At 62.1% G+C, this 18682-nt stretch carries 17 protein-coding genes; 7 read left to right on the top strand and 10 right to left on the bottom strand.

Features of this window, described 5'->3' with window-relative positions; translation table 11 throughout:
* The first annotated feature begins 122 nt into the window (after nucleotides 1–122).
* Together NKH17_RS14425 and NKH17_RS14420 are read left to right on the top strand one after the other, a co-directional pair.
* Entirely contained in the window at nucleotides 123–479 is a 357-nt protein-coding gene (locus NKH17_RS14425; protein ID WP_254820338.1) for an ArsR/SmtB family transcription factor, read from the top strand.
* Between the two features lie 94 nt (nucleotides 480–573).
* Complete coding sequence (locus NKH17_RS14420) at nucleotides 574–1320, top strand: metallophosphoesterase family protein (protein ID WP_352896305.1); 747 nt, start codon at nucleotides 574–576, stop codon at nucleotides 1318–1320.
* A gap of 127 nt (nucleotides 1321–1447) precedes the next feature.
* On the opposite strand, the gene NKH17_RS14415 is transcribed toward NKH17_RS14420, so the two are convergent.
* On the bottom strand, nucleotides 1448–3892 hold the full coding sequence (locus NKH17_RS14415) for a DNA/RNA non-specific endonuclease (RefSeq protein ID WP_352896302.1): 2445 nt from the start codon (nucleotides 3890–3892) through the stop codon (nucleotides 1448–1450).
* A gap of 220 nt (nucleotides 3893–4112) precedes the next feature.
* Here NKH17_RS14415 and NKH17_RS14410 point away from each other — a divergent pair, with 220 nt between their 5' ends.
* The 3 genes from NKH17_RS14410 (at nucleotide 4113) to NKH17_RS14400 (ending at nucleotide 10238) form a co-directional block, all read left to right on the top strand.
* Entirely contained in the window at nucleotides 4113–5045 is a 933-nt protein-coding gene (locus NKH17_RS14410) for an SH3 domain-containing protein (RefSeq protein WP_352971193.1), read from the top strand.
* 188 nt (nucleotides 5046–5233) lie between these two features.
* A complete protein-coding gene (carB, locus tag NKH17_RS14405; protein ID WP_352896296.1) occupies nucleotides 5234–8737 on the top strand; it encodes a carbamoyl-phosphate synthase large subunit in 3504 nt (1167 codons plus the stop codon).
* Nucleotides 8738–8765: 28 nt separating this feature from the next.
* Nucleotides 8766–10238 (top strand): HAD family hydrolase, encoded by a 1473-nt coding sequence (locus tag NKH17_RS14400; RefSeq protein ID WP_352896293.1) that lies wholly within the window; start codon nucleotides 8766–8768, stop codon nucleotides 10236–10238.
* A 168-nt stretch (nucleotides 10239–10406) separates the two neighbouring features.
* Here the strand turns inward: NKH17_RS14400 and NKH17_RS14395 are convergent, their stop codons facing one another.
* The 5 genes from NKH17_RS14395 to NKH17_RS14375 form a co-directional block, all read right to left on the bottom strand.
* Nucleotides 10407–10868, bottom strand: coding sequence for a DUF6644 family protein (locus NKH17_RS14395; RefSeq protein WP_352896290.1), 462 nt, complete (start codon nucleotides 10866–10868; stop codon nucleotides 10407–10409).
* Nucleotides 10869–11252 carry a DUF6152 family protein gene (locus tag NKH17_RS14390; RefSeq protein ID WP_352896287.1) on the bottom strand — a complete coding sequence of 128 codons (384 nt, stop codon included), beginning with the start codon at nucleotides 11250–11252 and terminating at the stop codon, nucleotides 10869–10871.
* 258 nt (nucleotides 11253–11510) lie between these two features.
* Entirely contained in the window at nucleotides 11511–12257 is a 747-nt protein-coding gene (locus tag NKH17_RS14385; protein WP_352896284.1) for a DUF899 family protein, read from the bottom strand.
* A 160-nt stretch (nucleotides 12258–12417) separates the two neighbouring features.
* Nucleotides 12418–12906, bottom strand: coding sequence for a GNAT family N-acetyltransferase (locus NKH17_RS14380; RefSeq protein WP_352896281.1), 489 nt, complete (start codon nucleotides 12904–12906; stop codon nucleotides 12418–12420).
* Nucleotides 12899–13675: a transglycosylase SLT domain-containing protein gene (locus tag NKH17_RS14375; protein WP_352805669.1), complete on the bottom strand. Its 777-nt coding sequence runs from the start codon at nucleotides 13673–13675 to the stop codon at nucleotides 12899–12901. Before NKH17_RS14375 ends, NKH17_RS14380 begins: the two co-directional genes overlap by 8 nt.
* A gap of 207 nt (nucleotides 13676–13882) precedes the next feature.
* On the opposite strand from NKH17_RS14375, the gene NKH17_RS14370 reads away from it, so the two are divergent.
* Nucleotides 13883–14455 (top strand): methylated-DNA--[protein]-cysteine S-methyltransferase, encoded by a 573-nt coding sequence (locus NKH17_RS14370; protein ID WP_254820326.1) that lies wholly within the window; start codon nucleotides 13883–13885, stop codon nucleotides 14453–14455.
* Nucleotides 14456–14507: 52 nt separating this feature from the next.
* On the opposite strand, the gene NKH17_RS14365 is transcribed toward NKH17_RS14370, so the two are convergent.
* A complete protein-coding gene (locus NKH17_RS14365; protein ID WP_352646484.1) occupies nucleotides 14508–14834 on the bottom strand; it encodes a hypothetical protein in 327 nt (108 codons plus the stop codon).
* 299 nt (nucleotides 14835–15133) lie between these two features.
* Here NKH17_RS14365 and NKH17_RS14360 point away from each other — a divergent pair, with 299 nt between their 5' ends.
* The gene (locus NKH17_RS14360; protein ID WP_023678332.1) at nucleotides 15134–15346 is read left to right on the top strand and encodes a cold-shock protein; all 213 of its coding nucleotides are present in this window, start codon (nucleotides 15134–15136) and stop codon (nucleotides 15344–15346) included.
* Nucleotides 15347–15973: 627 nt separating this feature from the next.
* Here NKH17_RS14360 and NKH17_RS14350 read toward each other — a convergent pair.
* The 3 genes from NKH17_RS14350 to NKH17_RS14340 form a co-directional block, all read right to left on the bottom strand.
* Nucleotides 15974–16582 (bottom strand): glutathione S-transferase family protein, encoded by a 609-nt coding sequence (locus tag NKH17_RS14350; protein WP_352896275.1) that lies wholly within the window; start codon nucleotides 16580–16582, stop codon nucleotides 15974–15976.
* 257 nt (nucleotides 16583–16839) lie between these two features.
* Entirely contained in the window at nucleotides 16840–17694 is an 855-nt protein-coding gene (locus NKH17_RS14345; RefSeq protein ID WP_352896273.1) for an EAL domain-containing protein, read from the bottom strand.
* On the bottom strand, nucleotides 17691–18584 hold the full coding sequence (locus tag NKH17_RS14340) for an EAL domain-containing protein (RefSeq protein ID WP_352896271.1): 894 nt from the start codon (nucleotides 18582–18584) through the stop codon (nucleotides 17691–17693). The genes NKH17_RS14345 and NKH17_RS14340 overlap by 4 nt, the downstream gene beginning before the upstream one ends.
* Nucleotides 18585–18682 lie beyond the last annotated feature (98 nt).

Here is an 18682-nt window from a genome sequence, read left to right as displayed (position 1 = left end):
AAAATAGCCGAACCATCCTGACAGCCCGGTGTCAGGACGGGGCGACGGGACGAAACTATGTGTCCATTGGCCACGAGAGGAGATGCGTTGAAATCGGCTCCAAATGTGCTTAATTCCTGGGCATGACCTTGCCCCATCCCACCGCCGACCAGATCAGCCTGGCGAACGTGCTTGCTGTGCTCGGCGACCCGACGCGGTTGGCCATCGTGCGCTATCTCGCCAGCAAAGAGGGCGTGCCGCTGAATTGCAGCCGGTTCCTCGACTTCGCCTCGAAGACCAATCTGAGTTACCATTTGGCCAAGCTGCGTGAGGCCGGCGTCACCCGCACCGAGGCGGTTGGCACCAGCCGATTGATCACGCTGCGCCGTGACGATCTCGACCGCCGCTTTCCGGGCTTGCTCGACAGCGTTATTGCCGCGGCCGGCGACGACGCATCGTTACCGGCGGTCGGCGGCCACGAGATCGAAGTCCGCGCCTGACCGGCGCGAAGCTGGGTTCCGCTCTCGCCCGCGTCGCGAGACGAGCAAAGTAGCTTCACCTGCCCTCCAGCCATTCCAATTAACGGGGCCTGCCATGCGCATTGCCGTCCTCGCCGACATCCACGGCAATGTCCTGGCGCTCGACGCCGTGCTCGACGATCTGCGGCAGCGCGGCGGCGCCGACCTCATCGTCAATCTCGGCGATTGCGTTTCCGGCCCGCTGTGGCCGCGCGAGACCATGAAGCGGCTCGAGGCGCTCGACCTGCCGACGGTACGCGGCAATCACGACCGCCGCGTTGCCCGCGACACTGCCGACGAGACCATGTGGCCGTCCGACCGCTACGCGCAGGAACGGATGACGGCAGCCCAGCGCGAGGCGCTGTTCGCGCTGCCCGTCACGCTGGAGGTGGCGCCCGGCGTGATCGCCTTCCATGCCCGGCCCGACCACGACGAAAAATACCTGACTGACGCGATCGTCGAGGGCCGGCTGGTGCGCGCGCCGCTGGCCGCCATCGAGCGGCGCCTCGGCGCGGTCGATCCCGCCTGCCGCATCATGCTTTGCGGCCACAGCCACCGGAGCGAGCTGATCCGCATTCCCGGCGGTCCGGTCATTTTCAATCCGGGCAGCATCGGTTGCCCAGCCTATGACGATTCGACCCCGCCGGCGCATGTCTCCGAGCAAGGCTCGCCGCACGCCCGCTATGGCATCGTCGACTTGCACCGCGATCGTTTCGAATCCATCGCCGTCGACTATGACCATGAGGCGGCGGCGTGTCAGGCCGAGCAGGCGGGACGGCCCGAATGGGCTCACGCGCTGCGCACCGGATTTATGTCCGGCTGAACGCGGAACGCGTTCATGCCGCCGGGCTGAGCTTGCTCATCCCAGGCTGAGCTTGCTCATGCCAGGCTGAGCTTGGTCATGCCGGGCTGAACGGATGACCGCCTTCGAGCGGCAGAAGCCGCAATCTTCAGTTGTCGGACGCGGATCGCTTCGATCGCCTGGCAGGACGTCTGGCGCCGGCCGCCGAAGCCTTGGCCGCCGAAGCCTTGGGCGTCGAAGTCTTGGGCGTCGAACTCTTGGGCGGTGAAGCCTTTGGCCGTGACGTACTGGGCGTTAGATGCCTTGGGTTGAAAGTCTGTGCTGGAGCCGATTCGGAACCGGCCCGAATGTCGGCGTCGCGCACCTGCTGGCCAAAGTTCAGGCCGGTCAGCTGTTCGATCTCGGCCACCGTCGAAAGAAATTCCGATACCCTGGCAATTTCAAGCGGGTCGTCGAATGCTTCGGCACGCTCGCCGAACGCTTCGGGCATCACTTCCAAAACCGGCTTCTGGTCCGCCAGCAGCGCGATGGCGCGCAGGCCAGCTTGATCGGACCACAGCGCGATCTTCCAGAACTTCAGCGGAACATGGCTGTCGAAGCGGTAGGGAGGATCGTCCTCGCGGAACACTGGCCCGGCAAACACCGTGACCCGGCCTCGCGTCGTATAGGCGTTGCGCAGCACATAGGTTTCCACCGCGCGCCATCTCAGCTTCCCCTTGGAGCCGGGATGGTCAAGCGAGCTTCCCTGATTGAAGAAGCCGACTTGCGGCGCAGCATTGGTATAAAAGAACGTATCGCGTTCTGCCGCGACCGCCTCCTGATCGACGCCCCATGCGGGGTCGCCGCGAAGCGTAATATGGCCCTTCTGGAACATTCGAGCTATTCGTTCCTTGGATTTTGCGACGGGAAATCCGGGCACATTCTGGCTCGAATAGAATTCCTGGGTCATCTGCTCGCCAAGGTCGATGCGGCGATCGGGCCGGAAAGCATCGCTGGCTTCCGACCCAGAAATCGACTCCACCCCCAATTCGACAAGCGACGGGTTGTCGATGACCGTCTTGTCCTCACGATTGACCGCCTTGGTGCGGGATCCATCGATATTGCAGGCGGTGACGAAGGCAAGCCTGCGATCGGCGTTCATCAAGATCGAAAAATGATGGTAGCGCAATTCGTGTGGGTCCTCGCCGGGTTTGGCAAGAAGGTTCTTGGCCAACCGGAAGGGTGAATTGGCAACCGTCGGCATTGGCAGGACAAAGCCCGGTATGAAGCCGGGCTCATACCCTCCACGATCGTCGAAATCCTCTGTTTTCCAACCCGCGGCCTCGGCGATGGCCATGACCTTGGCGGGTTCGCTTGCTGGACCTTTGCCGTCGTTTCGTCTTGCATCGCCTCCGTCGCGGTCGATCAACGGCGCCCGGACATTTATCTCGACGGGAAAAGTCCACGTGACCGAGCCATCGGCATTATGTCTCGTCGCCGGCGGGCCGCGATCTGGTTCAGGCCGCTGCACCGGCTTGTCCGGCACGTCTCCGCGAATGTCGGCGTTCAGCCGAACTGTCTCATCCATCATGCGCGGCGTGCCGGACCAAATCGCCAGAGCTTCCGAAACCGCCGATGCCGATGAGCCCGGCAGCCTGGACTTTCTAGCGCCCAGATCGTCAACGATGGCGCTGATCCGTATGCCTTCGTTGATCTCGCGCGCAAGCGCATAGCCAGCTATGCCCGTCACCTCGTGGAACGGGCCGGCCCAATGGTGCAGGGCAATGGGCTCCCATTCGTTGTTGAAGACCGGTGAACCGGACGAACCCTGTCCGGTATCGGCAACATAGTGCAGCACTTGAACCGTTTCGTCGCGGGCCACCAGCCGGTTTTCACGCAGCACCAGTTCCTTGAAGCGGCCATCGGGATGCTGGACGATGTTGGCGATTTCGCCGAGCATATGCTTGTCGCGCGCGTCCGACAGCGAGATAAAACCAAACTCCCCCAGTTCCTTTGGGCCGGAACGCCGCTCGCCGACCCCGATCAGCGTATAGTCCAGGCCTTCTATGCTATCGGTCACGAAACAGGATTCAGGATCGAACAGGAACGTCGTCGGCGTGCGCACGGCATTTGCACCGTCCTGCTCATAATCGAACTGGACCTGGAAGCGCCGGGAATCCGCCGGCGACGAAATCACATGGTTGTTTGTGAGGAACAGCCTTGGCCCGACCAGAAAACCCGATCCTTGCGGATTGCCGTTTAGAAAGGCAACGCGGCCGACCGCATCGGCGGCACGGCGCCCACGCTCCAGAAATGCGACCCCGATGAAATCGAGCGTTGGGCCGAGAATTGCCTCCGGTCCTGGCTGTTTGGCGGCCACCTTTCTTTCCCCGGCAGATCTCATGTCGATTGCTGCCGATATCATCTCCGCCTCGGTGCGGCTGAGCGACGCCTTTACCTGCAACCTGTCGAGGCGCCTGGAGAGGGTCTGTTCGGCGGCCAGCGGATTGCCGTTGGCGATGTGACCAAGTGAAGCCTCAATTTCGGCGCGCGTTTTCTTGATACGCTGGCGAACTATGTTTTCCACTTGCGCGAATATTTCAAGGTCGACCATATTGCCCTCCTCAACCTTACTTGAGAGAGTGCATATTTACATGAAACGTGCAATATTTTGCCGGCTGTTAGTTCACGGAAGTGGCCTGGTCCGATTCATCGCGCGGCCCCTTTTCGGGCTTACACAGCGCCGTCTCGTCGCCTATAAAAACCGGCTGGCGTGCGATGGCGCTTTCGTGCCTGGCCGCGCCTTCGGCAATTGAACCTACCGCCCATGGCAGATGATTAGGCGCACAGTAACACTCCCGACGACGCTGCTTGCGATGGTTGCCGCTCCGCTGATGCTGGCGGAGCTGCCGGCCAACGGCCAGGAGCCGGAGCTCATCATCTCGATTGTGACGGGTCTCGCTCCCGATGACCTCCTGAACGTGCGCGCCACGGCATCGGCCATGGGCAAGATCGAGGCACGGCTGCCGAGTGGTTCGAGCGTGAAAAATCTCGGCTGCGGCGAGGTCAGCGGCTACAAGTGGTGCAAGGTCGAAGACATTGACGACCCGAAGCTGAGCGGATGGGCACCCGCACGCTACCTCGACCCTATCAATCCCCGGCAACTGACACCCCAGGCAGCGGCCGATACGGAGAGCCCTGCCTCTCAACCGCTGCCCGATCTGACAACGCGCCTTGGCGCAACTGCTCCCGAAACGTCGCTGAACACCGCTGACGCAATCGGCAGGGTGGCTATCGAGGACGCTTACCGCCTGGCCCTGGCCGCTGGCAATCCCTCGACTGGACAGGTTGATGGATCGGCGCCCGCGGCAGTAGATCCCGTCCAGAATTTCGGCGCGACCAACGCGGCGCCTCCGGCCGACGCACAGACCGTTGCACGGCTGCAGCCGCCGGGGACACCATTCCCGGGTGCCGGCAACGTCATTCCTTGCGCGCGCTATCTCGGCCAGCCGATGACCAGCTGCAAGGCAGGCGTCGCGCGCACCGGCGACAAAACCGACGTGACCGTGACCTGGCCCGATGGCGGCACGCGCATCATCAGCTTCCAGGCCGGCAAGCCGGCCGGTTCGAATGGGCCGGGCGAATTCCGCTTCACGCGCGAAGGCAGCCTCAACATGATCCGCGTCGGCGTTGCCGAGCGCTTCGAGATTACGGATCAGTTCGCGCTGGGGGATAGTGGTAAGGGGAATAAGGCAGTAGGGCAGTAGGGCAATATGTTTAAAGGATGTTTAAAGGCCGCTCGAACCTCTGCCCTACTGCCTCATTTTCGGGGTTACATCCGGCAAAACTCTTCCCTATAAGGCCCTCCTAGCCTGATACCAGAATCGCGAGCACAACCGGCCGGGTCTTCCCGTCCGGTTTTTCGTGCAAGCCGCCTGCCGAACGGACCTTCGATATGCCAAGACGCACCGACATCAAGTCGATCCTGATCATCGGGGCCGGCCCCATCGTCATCGGCCAGGCCTGCGAGTTCGACTATTCCGGCACCCAGGCCTGCAAGGCGCTGAAGGAAGAGGGTTTTCGCGTCATCCTGGTCAATTCCAACCCGGCCACCATCATGACCGACCCGGAGCTGGCCGATGCCACCTATATCGAGCCGATCACGCCGGAAGTGGTTGCCAAGATCATTGCCAAGGAGCGGCCCGACGCGCTGCTGCCGACCATGGGCGGCCAGACCGCCCTCAACACCGCTTTGTCGCTGCGCCGCATGGGCGTGCTCGACCGTTACAATGTCGAGATGATCGGCGCGGACGCCACGGCAATCGACAAGGCCGAGGACCGTGCACTGTTTCGCGAGGCGATGAGCAAGATCGGCCTGGAAACGCCGAAGTCGATGCTGGCCAACGCCACCGACGTCAAGAATGCCGACCGCAAGACGCACGAGGCCGAACGCGCCGCGCTGAAAGCCGAGAAGCCCGAGAACCTCGACGCCGCGCTCGATGCGTTGGAAACCCGCTGGAACCTAGGCGAGGGCGACCGCAAGCAGCGCTACATCAGCCATGCCATGGCGATTGCAGCACAAGCGCTCGACCATGTCGGCCTGCCCGCCATCATCCGCCCGTCCTTCACCATGGGCGGCACCGGCGGCGGCATTGCCTACAACCGGGCTGAATTCTTCGAGATCGTCCAGTCCGGTCTCGATGCCTCGCCGACCACCGAAGTGCTGATCGAGGAGAGCGTGCTCGGCTGGAAGGAATATGAGATGGAGGTCGTCCGCGACAGGGCGGACAATTGCATCATCGTCTGCTCGATCGAGAACATCGACCCGATGGGTGTGCACACCGGCGATTCGATCACCGTCGCCCCTGCCCTGACCTTGACCGACAAAGAATACCAGATGATGCGCAACGCCTCGATCGCGGTGCTGCGCGAAATCGGCGTCGAGACCGGCGGTTCCAATGTGCAGTTCGCCGTCAACCCGGCCGATGGCCGTCTGGTGGTCATTGAGATGAACCCGCGCGTCTCGCGTTCGTCTGCGCTGGCCTCCAAGGCGACCGGTTTTCCGATCGCCAAGATCGCCGCCAAGCTCGCCGTCGGCTACACGCTGGACGAGCTCGAGAACGACATCACCGGCGGGGCGACGCCGGCGTCGTTCGAGCCGAGCATCGATTATGTCGTCACCAAGATCCCGCGCTTTGCTTTCGAGAAATTCCCCGGCGCCGAGCCGGTGCTGACCACCTCGATGAAGTCGGTTGGCGAGGTCATGGCCATCGGCCGCAGCTTCCAGGAATCGCTGCAGAAGGCGCTGCGCGGGCTGGAAACCGGACTGACGGGTCTGGACGAGATCGAGATTCCGGGCATCGGCCACGGCAGCGCGCCCGCCAGCCATGTCGACGACCGCAACGCCATTCGCGCCGCCTTGGGCACGCCGACACCGGACCGGCTGCGCATGGTGGCGCAGGCAATCCGCATGGGCACCTCGCTGGAAGACGTGCACGCAATGTGCAAGATCGACCCGTGGTTCCTCGAACAGATCGCCGGCATCCTCGCCATGGAGGACCGCATCCGCGAGCACGGCATTCCTGATGACGCCGCCAATCTGCGCATGCTGAAGGCGATGGGTTTCTCCGATGCCCGCCTCGCCTCCCTGGTCAGGAAAGACGTCGAAGAAATCCAGAAGATTCGCGACAAGCTCGACGTTCATCCGGTCTACAAGCGGATCGACACCTGTGCCGCCGAGTTCGCCTCGCCCACCGCCTACATGTATTCGACCTATGAGGTGCCGTTCGCCGGCGTGCTCGCCAACGAGGCGCAGGTCTCGTCGCGCAAAAAGGTCGTCATTCTCGGCGGCGGCCCCAACCGCATCGGCCAGGGCATCGAGTTCGACTATTGCTGCTGCCATGCGGCGTTTGCGCTGCGCGACGCCGGCTTCGAGGCGATCATGATCAACTGCAACCCGGAGACCGTCTCGACCGACTACGACACCTCCGACCGGCTCTATTTCGAGCCGCTGACGCCGGAGGATGTGCTGGAGATCCTGCGCACCGAACAGGCCTCGGGCGAGCTGGTCGGCGTCATCGTCCAGTTCGGCGGCCAGACGCCGCTGAAGCTCGCCGATGCGCTGGAGAAGGCCGGCATCCCGATCCTCGGCACTTCGCCCGACATGATCGATCTGGCCGAGGACCGCGACCGCTTCCAGAAGCTCTTGCACAAGCTCGGCCTCAGCCAGCCGAAGAACGGCATCGCCTATTCGGTCGAGCAGGCCCGCCTCGTCGCCGGCGAGCTCGGCTTCCCGCTGGTGGTGCGCCCGTCCTATGTGCTGGGTGGCCGCGCCATGCAGATCATCCACGATGAGAGCATGCTGCAATCCTACCTGCTCGACACCGTGCCCGGCCTGGTGCCGGAGGACATCAAGCAGAAATACCCCAACGACAAGACCGGCCAGATCAACACGCTGCTCGGCAAGAACCCGCTTCTGTTCGATACCTATCTGTCGGGCGCCATCGAGGTCGACGTCGACTGCCTCTGCGACGGCAAGTCGACCTACGTCTCCGGCATATTGGAGCACATCGAGGAGGCCGGCATCCATTCCGGCGACAGTGCCTGCTCGCTGCCGGTGCACTCGCTGCCCTCGGAGCTTGTCGACGAGCTGGAGCGCCAAACGGCAGCACTTGCCCGCGCGCTCAATGTCGGCGGCCTGATGAACGTGCAGTACGCGATCAAGGACGGCACCGTCTATGTGCTCGAGGTCAACCCGCGCGCGTCGCGCACCGTGCCCTTCGTAGCCAAGACCATCGGGCGGCCTATCGCAAAGATTGCTGCCCGCATCATGGCCGGCGAAAGCCTGGAAGACGCCTTCGCCCATTACGGCGCCATGCCCGACCCCAGGAATCCCGGTCACATCGCCGTCAAGGAAGCCGTCTTCCCCTTCGCCCGCTTCCCCGGCGTCGACATATTGCTCGGTCCGGAAATGCGCTCAACCGGCGAGGTCATGGGCCTCGACCGCGATTTTGCCCTGGCCTTCGCCAAGAGCCAGCTGGGCGCGGGTGTCGACCTCCCCCGCGCGGGCACGCTGTTCGTCTCGGTGCGCGACGAGGACAAGAAGGGCATCTTGCCGGCGGTAAAGCGCCTCGCCGGCCAGGGCTTTAAAGTGCTGGCCACGTCAGGCACCGCCCGCTTCCTCGCCGAGAACGGCGTCGCCGCGGAGAAGATAAACAAGGTGCTGGAAGGCCGCCCGCATATCGAGGACGCCATCCGCAACCGCCAGGTGCAGATCGTCTTCAACACCACGGACGGCCAGAAGGCGGTATCGGACTCGAAGTCGCTGCGCAGAGCGACGCTGATGCAGAAAGTGCCGTATTACACGACGCTGTCGGGTGCGGCCGCGGTGGCGGAAGCAATTGCGGCGCTGCGGGCGGGGAGTTTGGAAGTGCGGCCGCTGCAGGAGTATTTTGCGTAGGCGAATCAATTTCGGTGGGAGGTCTGCTTTGAAAAGGAAGACAGTCGATACTCTTATTATCGATTTGGATAATACCATCTATGACTGGTTCGCCATCTGGCACGCGTCGTTTAATCCTATATACGAAGAGATAATTAAGGTAAGCGGCAAGAGCGTCGATGAAGTTCAAAAGTCAATTAGAGAGATACATCAGAAAAGACGAACTTCAGAATATACGTTCCTTATAGAAGAAGTCTCTGTCTTAGAGAATAAAAGAGAAGACGGTGACATTCGAGAGATTTTTGAAAATTCAACGCGCGCCTCCCATCAAGCCAGAGATAAGAAGCTGGCATTGTATCCAGGTGTATTTAGGAGCCTTTGGGAAATAAAAAATAGTGGAACAAAGATAATCGCATATACTGAATCTATGGCTTTCTATTCGGCTTACAGACTTAAGAGGGTTGGATTGGACGGTGTAATCGATGTGCTGTTTAGCCCTGAAGATCACGATATTCCCGCGGGAGTTTCAATCGAGAAACTTCGTAGCCTGCCAGACGATTTCTATGAATTGCAGGTAACTGAGGCGAGACACACGCCCATCGGTGAGTTGAAGCCAAACCCACGTGTTTTGCTCGATATCATTCGATCCGTTGGCTCACGGCCAGAAAGATGCGCTTACGTCGGCGACAGTATCTACAAAGACGTTGCGATGGCTAGAGACGCGATAATATTTGATATCCATGCAAAATACGGAGAAAGCCAGAGACTGCCTGAATACGATCTTTTGAGGAAAGTCTCGCACTGGACTCAGGAAGATGTCGAGAGAGAGCGCTCGATTGCGCAACAGGGTGCAGATTTCAAACCAACCGCAGTTTTGAATGAAAGTTTCTCTGAGGTTTTTTCGTATTGTGATTTCGTGCCCTTTGAAGTCTCTGAACCAACGGCCGAGGTATCTGACAATGACAAACTTAGCTTGGCGTTAGATGCGTGGAAAAAGACTGTAGACGTCCAGCAGCATTTTAATGACCTCGAAATGAGGGTTCGAAATTTTGCTATTACGGTTGTGGGCGCGCTTATCGCCTCAATGAGTTTTACTTATCAACTTGGCCTAACTAGCCAGATATGGGGAATCGATTTTCCTGCCGGGACAGTGCTGGTGGCTGCAGCTATTTGCGCCTGGGCCGGATTCTATTTCATGGATCGATATTGGTATCATGTACTTTTGAAAGGAGCCGTAGATCACGCCGCTCTAATAGAGCGACTTTATGGAGATCAAATGCCTTACATAAAGCTTGGTTCAACGGTCTCAGAGGTCAGCCAGAAGGTTACATTGTTTGGATTTAAGGTTAACTCGACAAAGCGCCTTCAGATATTCTACTATGGTGGGTTTATTATTTTGATCTTTATCCTGATCGCACTACTATTTGCGAAAGCTGACAAGAAAGATCTACAGACCCAACGGATCGAAATACAGAACCCATTGGCAATTGAGATTTTGCCCCCCACCAAAAATGGACCCTAGGGTGCCCAGCGCGACGGCGACCACCACGGTCAGAAGATTATCAGAAATCTCCGATCCGTTCGAAAAGAGCCCCCACGTCATCTGGCAGGCGGATGGCGACCAGGTCCTCGCTGATGCGCCACCTGCCTGATCGATCGCAAATCCGCTAATCTACGACGCTCGCCTCAATCAGAGAAAACCGATAAACCGTCCGGCGAACAGCACGGACGTCCACAGCACCAGCGAGAGCACAGCCAGGATGGTGACGGCCCCGCCGGCCGGCTCGTCACCGCCTTTTGCGCGGCGCATAAAGGCGAGGAAGTTGGCGCCGGCGAGCAGGATCAGCGTCATCTTGGTGAGGAAAATCGGCATCGCCGCATACTCCCTCGCCCTCACTGAAAACAGCAGCGACCCCGTGACAAGCGCACCGGCGAACGCGGCCAATGCGGTGCGGCGCAGCAGCGCCACGAACGGTGCCTGCGGCAGCGAGCGGAAGGCGCCCAGGATTCTGAGGTCCATCAGCCAGACGCTGGTCAGCAGCGCGCCGATCGACATGATGTGCAGCGCATTGACGATGGGGTAGGCGAAAAAAGAGGCCTTCAGTCCCCGCACCAAGGCGAGTTGCTCGATGCCGGCGAAAAACCCGTCCATTCAGGCCGGCGGCACGCGGTCGGGATAGACATCATAGGTCTTGCCGCCGACGATGATGCGGACTGCCTTCATGCGCTTTTCGCTCTCTTCGCGCGAGCGGTGGCCGATCGCGGTCACCTCGTCGCCGACCTTGGCAACCTCCTCGGTGAAGCCGGCGGCGATCGTGCGCGACGGCGGCGCCATCTCCACCCGCCAGGCCTCTCCCTCGGCATCGACGTCCAGCGTGGCGTGCGGATTGCCGATATAGATGGCTGTGATCTTGCCCCGGAGTTCAAAGAACCCGTCCTCGGTCCACGACCAGCCGTGATGGGCATAGGCTGCGGTGGCGGTGGCAAGGATCACCGCCGCCGCCAGCGTGACGCTCCGGTTGAAAGGTGACCGCATCGCTCGTCTCCTCGGTTCCGGCATTAGAGGGTAGGTCAGCGCGCCGCAGCGTCAAATCACATAAGGTCTGCGCCGCCCCTCATTGCCCTGCCGGGCATTTCTCCCCGTATGGTGACGGGGAGAAAGGTTGCCTTCGCCAAGGATTTCGCCAATCTCCAGAGTTGAAGAAAGGGAGCTGAGTTTGCCGCCAGCCCCCTTCTCCCGTCGCTCTACGAGGAGAAGATGCCGGCAGGCCGATGAGGGCGGCGCCGAGCTACGCTAGTGGCAGCAAGCCTCTCTGTACTGCAGCTGCTCCTGCCAGCTCCGCGCCCTGCCCTCCGGGGTAAAATCCATGAGGTTCCACAGGATCTCGCAGGTGCCTATGGCGCGCGGGTCCTGGCCGGGTTCGGGCGGCGCGAAGCCGAGCTCGGAGCTCCAGAAGTGGCGGATGCCGTCGCCGTCGCGGTGGAACACCGACAGCACGGGGAGCTGCGCGCCATCCTCGGCCTCGGCGTGATAGTCGCGCTTGAAGCTGTTGCCGGCCGACGAGACCAGCCGCATATTTTTCCAGCCGCGGTCGCGGCCGAGCGTCAACAGGTTTTCCAGCGCGGTCTTGGCCACGACAGCGAAATTGTAGCCGGCGGCCTCGAGGTGGCCAATGGCGCCGTCGAACTGGTCGAGCAGCGCCGTGCAGGACGGGCAAGGCTGGTCCGGTCTGGGCAGCTTCGCCGTGCCGCCGCTCGTCGCCACGTCGCGCGTCTCCTGCGGGTGGCGCGGAAACATCATCGAATAGACGATCAGCGTGTCCTTGCCCGGCGCAAACAGTTCCGAAAGCTTGATCCTGGCGGGCTTGCCGTCCGGCCCCAGCCCGTCGAAGACATAGTCCTGTGGCACCAGCCCGCCCGGCGGCAGCGCGCGCCGCGCGACGGCGACATCCTCCATGGCACGGCGCAGCTCGATTTCCTTCCGCAGCAGCTTTTCGCGGGCGGTGCGGTATTCCTGGGACTCGTTGGGAAAGGTGATCATCGTCATCTCCATCTGCCGTGCTTTTTGGCGGCACGCCGTTCGTGGCAACGCGCCTTGCCTCCCAAGGACGCATCGCGCGAAACGGTTCCGACATTTTTGCGCAGGCGCCGTGGCGACGAGAACCCGGGCTGCCGCCTTCAAAAAGGACGAACGGCGCTCCTCACCCCGCCCAATCCACCTCGATCATCCCCAGCCGCTGATAGAGCCTGACCGCGGCCGCGTTCTCGACGGTATTGGTCTTGAGATCAACATGCGCCGCACCCCTTGCCTGAAACACCGCAAACGCGTAGCGCATCAGCGCCTCGGCTATGCCCTTGCCGCGCGCCTCGGGATGAACGGCAAGATCCTTGACGAACCCCGTCGCCCAGCAGAGCGCCGCGCCCGCCAACCGCCCCTTGCCGTCGATGACCAGGAAACACAAAGCGGGATCGAATTCCGCGTCGCCCGAAATGCGTGGCCACCATTCGTCGAACGGCCCATCGGCGCCGTCGTGGAACACCGCGGTCAACAGTGCATGCAAAGCGAGCGCATCGGCGGCTTCGAAGCCGCGCATGAAAAAACCTTCCGGCCAGCGCGGCGCCAGAAGCGTGTCGTCGAGGATCTTGCGCAGTCTTATGTCGTTCGGCGCCGGTGGGCGCGGCTCAGGCATCGGGCTGCATGCGGCGGCGCACGCTGTCGCTGCCGAGGCCGGTTTCGCCCAGCATCCCCTTGCGCTTGGCGTCGTAATAATAGCCGCTCTGGTAGAGCCGGTCGGCGCGCTTGGGGTTGCCGCCTGAGACCAGCCAGGCGCCGCGCAGATATTTCACTGCATATTTCAGGTTGGTCTCGGCGTCGAACAGGCCGCTCGCCGGCCCGTCATAGCCCATGCCGCGCGCCGTCGCGTGCTTGATCTGCATCAGCCCCCAATGCCCGTGATTATAGGCTTTCGGGTTGAAAGTGCTCTCACGGTTGACAACATGGCGCACCAGATCGACCGGCACCTGGTAAAGCGCGGAATATTTCTCGATCAGCCGCTCGATCTCGCTGCGGGCGCCGGCGTTCGACTGGCCCTCTGCCGGGTCGATCGCGGCCAGAACGGCCGGGTTTTGCGGCACCGTGTAGGAAACCGGCTGGACGCCGGGCATGGCTGCAGTCTGTTCGGTGACCGGCATGGCGACAGCGGCCGTTGCGATGGCTGGCTGGGCATTGGTGGTCATGACGGCGGGAGCAGTTGCCGCCAGCGGTGTCGGCCCGGCAAAGGCGGCCGCCGGCGCGACCGTCAGTGCTGCTGTCTGGGCGAGGCCGGACGGTTCCGGCAGCACCGAAACAGTGTCGGGCAGCGCCAGCGTGAAGCCGGCATCGGTATTGGCAGAGTTTTCCGTGAAGGCGGGCGCCGGGGTCGCCGGCGAAGTCGAGGTGCAGCCACTGAGAGCGGCCACGGCCAACACCGCCGCTAGGACGGGAAAGAGGAATTTTGCTGGCAAGCGGCGCTCGGGTCCGGTTCGTCGGGTGTTAAGAAGTCCTTACACCAGCATCTTTCCCCGGGCAATCCGCGGTAGCCGGTGGTTTTCGGGTGGCGAGCCGGGCCGGGAAATGCGATATTGTTCTGGATTTGTACTTCGAAGGATTCCGGAAAGGAGCACGCCATGGACGCCTCTCATGCCACCGCCGGCCACGCGGTCTTCGAAACCGTGCTCGGCTACATGGGTATCGCCTGGAGCGAAGCCGGGCTGACCCGGCTATGCCTGCCGCAGCGCAACCGCGACGCGGTCGAGCGCCGGCTGCTGCGCCATGCCTCCGACGTCGAACAAGCCGTGAAGCCCGAGCCGCAATGGGTTGCCGAGCTGATCGCGTCGATCAAGGCCTATGCCGCTGGCGAGGATATCGATTTCTCCGGCGTGCCGGTCGATCTCAGCGGCGTCGACGAGTTCCGCCTGGCGATCTATGACGCGGCGCGAAAACTCGCCTTCGGCGAAACCACCACCTATGGCGAACTGGCCAAACGCGCCGGCCATGCCGGGCTGGCGCGTGAGACGGGCGCGGCGCTCGGCGCCAACCCGGTGCCTCTGGTCATTCCCTGTCACCGCATCCTTGCCGCCGGCGGCAAGATCGGCGGCTTTTCCGCCCCCGGCGGCTCGGCTACCAAGGAAAAGATGCTGGCAATGGAAGGCGTACGCGTCGGTCCGCCGCCGCCCGCGCAGGTGTCGTTCGGGTTTTAGGTGTGCTGATATTCAGGTGAGGCCGGCACCCCCGCGCACCATCTCGACCAGCCTAATCCGGAAGCAGGCGCCGGCGGAAGCGCCGGTCGATCTCCACCCGCTTGCATTTGTAGACGGTGCAGGAATTCGTATCGGCGCTCGGCACCGAGGCCCGCGCCCTGACCTCGCCGATGTCGCAGAATTGCTGGCTCCGCACATAGCGGTCGTAGAGCGCCAGGCCTGGCACGCGCGCCGATCTGTAGCGCAGGATGACCGCGCCCTCGCGCGCGATCGTCGCCTGCACCTTGTCGCAGCTCATGCGGGTAGGGTCATAGCGCGAGACCGCCTGCGCCTCGGCGGCCACTAGCGTCAGGCAAGCGGCAAGCAGAACGATTTTCATATCCCTCCCCCCAAAACCCGGTCGCGCCCGAAGCCGGCGCGATCCTCCCGCGTCAGGCGCGCAACGACGACGCTCTCACGCGATTGGGGCGGCCGTTGGGCAGCATTGCCGCCGAGCCATTTTCCGCCCCGTCTTGTTTTTTGCGCGAAGGCATACTATATCCGGTCCATTGATATTTCGGCCGATCGATCCGGGCCTCGCGATATTCGCGTTTGCTGACGTTCTATCTCCAAAATCTCGATACAAACCGGCTGGGTTTCGGTCCAGTCAAACTAAAGCAAACGTAAAGGACTATCGAAATGGCAACAGGTACGGTCAAGTGGTTTAATTCCACCAAGGGTTTCGGCTTCATTCAGCCTGACAGCGGCGGCGCGGACGTTTTCGTCCACATCTCCGCAGTCGAGCGTGCTGGACTGTCGACCTTGGTCGAAGGCCAGAAGATCAACTTCGAGATCGAGCAGGACCGCCGCACTGGCAAGTCGTCCGCTGGATCTCTGAGCAAGGCAGCCTGATTTTGCGAATGGCGTGCGCCGGGCGATAGCCCGGGGCGCGCGGCAAGTCACGGATGTACTGGCGGTCGCGCGAGAAGCGCGCCGGAGCGAAAGACCCCGACAAGCCGAAGCAGCAGATTGCTGCCGGCCCGGCCAAAACGCTCCCGATCAGGCTACCAAGCATGGGAAGGCGGGATTTTGTCCCGCCTTTTTGCTGTCTGGATTCCAGTGAACCGCCGCCGCCCTGGTCCTACGGGACCACTTTGTGGTTGTTTTTACCCCGGTCATTGTACCATCGACCCATGAGCAAGCTTGAACAGATGAGAAATCCGTCGCCGAACTAAGTCCCGAAGAGCTCAAGGCGTTTGCCGCATGGTTCGAGGCGCTGCAGGCCGACATGTGGGACCGTCAGTTCGAAGCCGACGCCAAGGGCGGCAGACTGGACAAGCTTGCCGAGCAGGCATTGGCTGATCATCGCGCCGGCCGGACCCGGCCTCTGTGAATCATTTTGCCACTCCCTCGTTTTGGGAGGCCTACCAAAACTGCCCTCGTTGAGCAAAGGCGTGCGAGCATTCACGCCACTGGCCGAAGGCCACAAGCCCAACGCCCGGAGCGAGCCGCGAAGCGGCGACAAGCGTGAGGACAGAACTAAGGCAACCACTCCAGCGGCACGTGCCCCGGATCGGCCTCGACCCTTTTCAGCCAGGCGGCCACCGCCGGATAGGCGTCGAGCTGAAACCCACCCGTCTCGGCCGTATGCGTATAGGCATAGAGCGCAATGTCGGCGACGCTGAGCGCATTGCCGGCGAAGAAGCTGCTCCCGGCCAGGTGCTTGTCCATGACGCCGAGCGCCTTGTTGCCGCGCTCCAGCGTCAGCGCCAGCCGCTCGGGCGTCGCGTCCTTGGCTCTTTCAGGGAAGGTCAGCAGCGCCCTGCGCACGGCGATGTAAGGCTCGTGGCTGTATTGCTCGAAGAACAGCCACTGATAGGCCAGCGCGCGTTCGTATCTGTCCGCCGGCAGAAACCGCGTGCCTTCGGCGAGGTAGAGCAGGATGGCGTTGGATTCGGCCAGCCGCCGGCCGTCGTCGAGTTCGAGCAGCGGCACCATGGCGTTCGGGTTCTTGGCGACATAGTCGGGCTTGCGCGTCTCGCCGGTATGCGAGCTGACCTCGACATTGGTGAAAGGGATGCCGAGCTTGGCCATCAACAGGCGCGGCTTGTAGCAATTGCCGCTGTCGATCATTCCATAGAGTATCATCGATGCTCCCCTTGCTCGCAACCACCCGTCTCAAGGCTTGATCCAGCCTCTATCGCGGCAGCGGCGGCTTCATCCAGTGATTTGTTTTGGCGTAACCATCAGCGCCGCTGATGCATTACAGGATATGTCGAGATTCAAGTCAGGCCGAGCCGAGAAGGGCGGGTTCCGAGAACCGGAGCGTACTTTTTGGGTACGTGAGCACCGGAAGCGCAGGACCCCCCGTTCGCAGGCCGGCATCACTTGAATATCGGCATATCCTAGCCGAACAAGGGGATGACGTTGCTGTCCCTGCCAAGCAGCCTGTCGATCGACAGCGGCTCCTCGTCGAAGAGCGTTCCGGCCAGCGCCGGCCGGGCAAGGTAAAAGCCCTGCAGCAGGTCGACGCCGCCATCCAGCGCGACGCGCAGATGCGTGGCGTTCTCGATGCCTTCGACCAGCACCTTGGCGCCGCGATCGTGCAGCGTCGAAACCAATGGCCGGAAAAACCGCTCGGCGGCGGCATGGCGGCAGAATTCGGCGAACCAGGTGCCGTCGATCTTGACGATGTCGGGCTGCACGAGGACGACCCTTTCTTCCGTCGAATGCCCGGTGCCAAAATCGTCGATGGCGATGCGAACGCCGTCGCGCCGCATCTCGCGAGCCAGGCTGACAAGCACCTTGTCGCCGGCAGCCTGCTCGGTGATCTCGCAGACCAGCATGCCGCGATGCAGGCCGAAATCCGCCAGATGCCTGGTCATCAGCCTGATTTCGGCCAGCGCCCGTGCGGGGTCATCGTTGATCAGCGGATTGTAGTTGAAGAACAGGTCGAGCCCGTCGACGCCGATGTTGCGGAAGTTGCGCAAATGCAGCACCCGGCACATGGTTTCGACAAACAGCCGATCCGCTGCCGGCACGCCTTCGAAGAAGATTTGCGGCGCCACCGGCCTGCCTGCACGATGCGGCTCGATCAGTCCCTCGACCGCGACGGCGGCGAGAAACCTGCCGCGCGGCGCGAAGACCGGCTGGTAGGCGCTCCTCAGCCGGAATGCGCCGTAGACGCCATATTCGATGCCGACCTCGTCGGCAAAGATCGCCTCGCCGATCTTGCGCCGCATGTCGGCCCGCCCGGTCACGATGTCACCCTGCGGCCAAAGGCCCGCATCGGCCGCCGCGATGGCGAAACGGCCGCAGAAACCTTCTCAGCATCGGTCGACACCGCGGCCGCCTGCCCGCTCTTGTCGAAGACGTGGAAGCTGGTCGGCGCAAGCTCGGGGCGCGCCAGCACATAGCCCTGCACCATCGAGGCGCCCGACTTTTCGGCAAGCTCGAGCTGCCAGCCCGTCTCGATGCCCTCGAATACCGTTCGGATGCCTTGCTCTTCGAAGCTTGTCACCATGGCGGTCAGCAAGGCGAAGCCGGCACCGGACTCCATCAGCGTCATGATCCAGTCGGCGTCGAACTTGACGATGTCTGGCCTGAGTTCCTTGATGCGATTGATGTCGGATTCGTCGGCGCCGTAATCGTCGACCGCAATGCGCAAACCATTACCCCTGAGCGCCTCGACGAAATTGTAGAGCGTTTCCTGCGACGCCGATTTCTGCTCGGTGACCTCGCAGACGACGCGGCGCGGATCGATGTCGGCCTCGTGCAGCACCAGCCGCATGTCGCGCAGCGCCTTGTCGGCGATGCCGCGATCGGTGAACACCGATGGATCGAAGTTGATGAAGATGGAGGCGTCTCGCGGCAGGCAGGCGCCGGCGTTCAGCAGGTGCAGCGTCCGTGTCAGCGCCTCGATATGCAGGCGATCGACCGCCGGACAGCTGTTGAAGAAACTCATTGGCGGCTGCGGCTCGCCTTCGCGGAACGGCCGGATCAGCCCCTCGAACGCGACGACGGACAGCTTGCCCTTGTTGAAGGCGAAGATCGGCTGGAACGCGCTTTGCAGCGTATAGACCCCCCAGACACCGCTGGCGGTGCCGTCATCATGGCGGATGATATGGGCAAGCTCGATGCTGCGCGTCACGGTTCCTCGCTATGCGAGACTGGCGGACCGGCTACGGTCCCTGCCGTTCAAGCTTTTACCGATCGTTGATGAATTTATTGTTGCCAGCATTGCGCGCT

Source organism: Mesorhizobium sp. M1334 (assembly GCF_040317995.1).
In the GTDB taxonomy this organism is placed as follows: Bacteria; Pseudomonadota; Alphaproteobacteria; order Rhizobiales; family Rhizobiaceae; genus Mesorhizobium.
Note: the sequence above shows the minus strand (reverse complement) of the source record. Positions and strands in the feature narration are given on the sequence as shown.

What these genes read in the sequence shown, in the direction of transcription:
- NKH17_RS14370 (WP_254820326.1), top strand. Translation starts at nt 13,883, where the DNA reads ATGGACGCCTCTCATGCCACCGCCGGCCACGCGGTCTTCGAAACCGTG.
- NKH17_RS14385 (WP_352896284.1), bottom strand. Translation starts at nt 12,257, where the DNA reads ATGATCACCTTTCCCAACGAGTCCCAGGAATACCGCACCGCCCGCGAA.
- NKH17_RS14390 (WP_352896287.1), bottom strand. Translation starts at nt 11,252, where the DNA reads ATGCGGTCACCTTTCAACCGGAGCGTCACGCTGGCGGCGGCGGTGATC.
- NKH17_RS14420 (WP_352896305.1), top strand. Translation starts at nt 574, where the DNA reads ATGCGCATTGCCGTCCTCGCCGACATCCACGGCAATGTCCTGGCGCTC.
- NKH17_RS14365 (WP_352646484.1), bottom strand. Translation starts at nt 14,834, where the DNA reads ATGAAAATCGTTCTGCTTGCCGCTTGCCTGACGCTAGTGGCCGCCGAG.
- NKH17_RS14360 (WP_023678332.1), top strand. Translation starts at nt 15,134, where the DNA reads ATGGCAACAGGTACGGTCAAGTGGTTTAATTCCACCAAGGGTTTCGGC.
- NKH17_RS14415 (WP_352896302.1), bottom strand. Translation starts at nt 3,892, where the DNA reads ATGGTCGACCTTGAAATATTCGCGCAAGTGGAAAACATAGTTCGCCAG.
- NKH17_RS14350 (WP_352896275.1), bottom strand. Translation starts at nt 16,582, where the DNA reads ATGATACTCTATGGAATGATCGACAGCGGCAATTGCTACAAGCCGCGC.
- NKH17_RS14395 (WP_352896290.1), bottom strand. Translation starts at nt 10,868, where the DNA reads ATGGACGGGTTTTTCGCCGGCATCGAGCAACTCGCCTTGGTGCGGGGA.
- NKH17_RS14425 (WP_254820338.1), top strand. Translation starts at nt 123, where the DNA reads ATGACCTTGCCCCATCCCACCGCCGACCAGATCAGCCTGGCGAACGTG.
- carB (WP_352896296.1), top strand. Translation starts at nt 5,234, where the DNA reads ATGCCAAGACGCACCGACATCAAGTCGATCCTGATCATCGGGGCCGGC.
- NKH17_RS14380 (WP_352896281.1), bottom strand. Translation starts at nt 12,906, where the DNA reads ATGCCTGAGCCGCGCCCACCGGCGCCGAACGACATAAGACTGCGCAAG.
- NKH17_RS14410 (WP_352971193.1), top strand. Translation starts at nt 4,113, where the DNA reads ATGATTAGGCGCACAGTAACACTCCCGACGACGCTGCTTGCGATGGTT.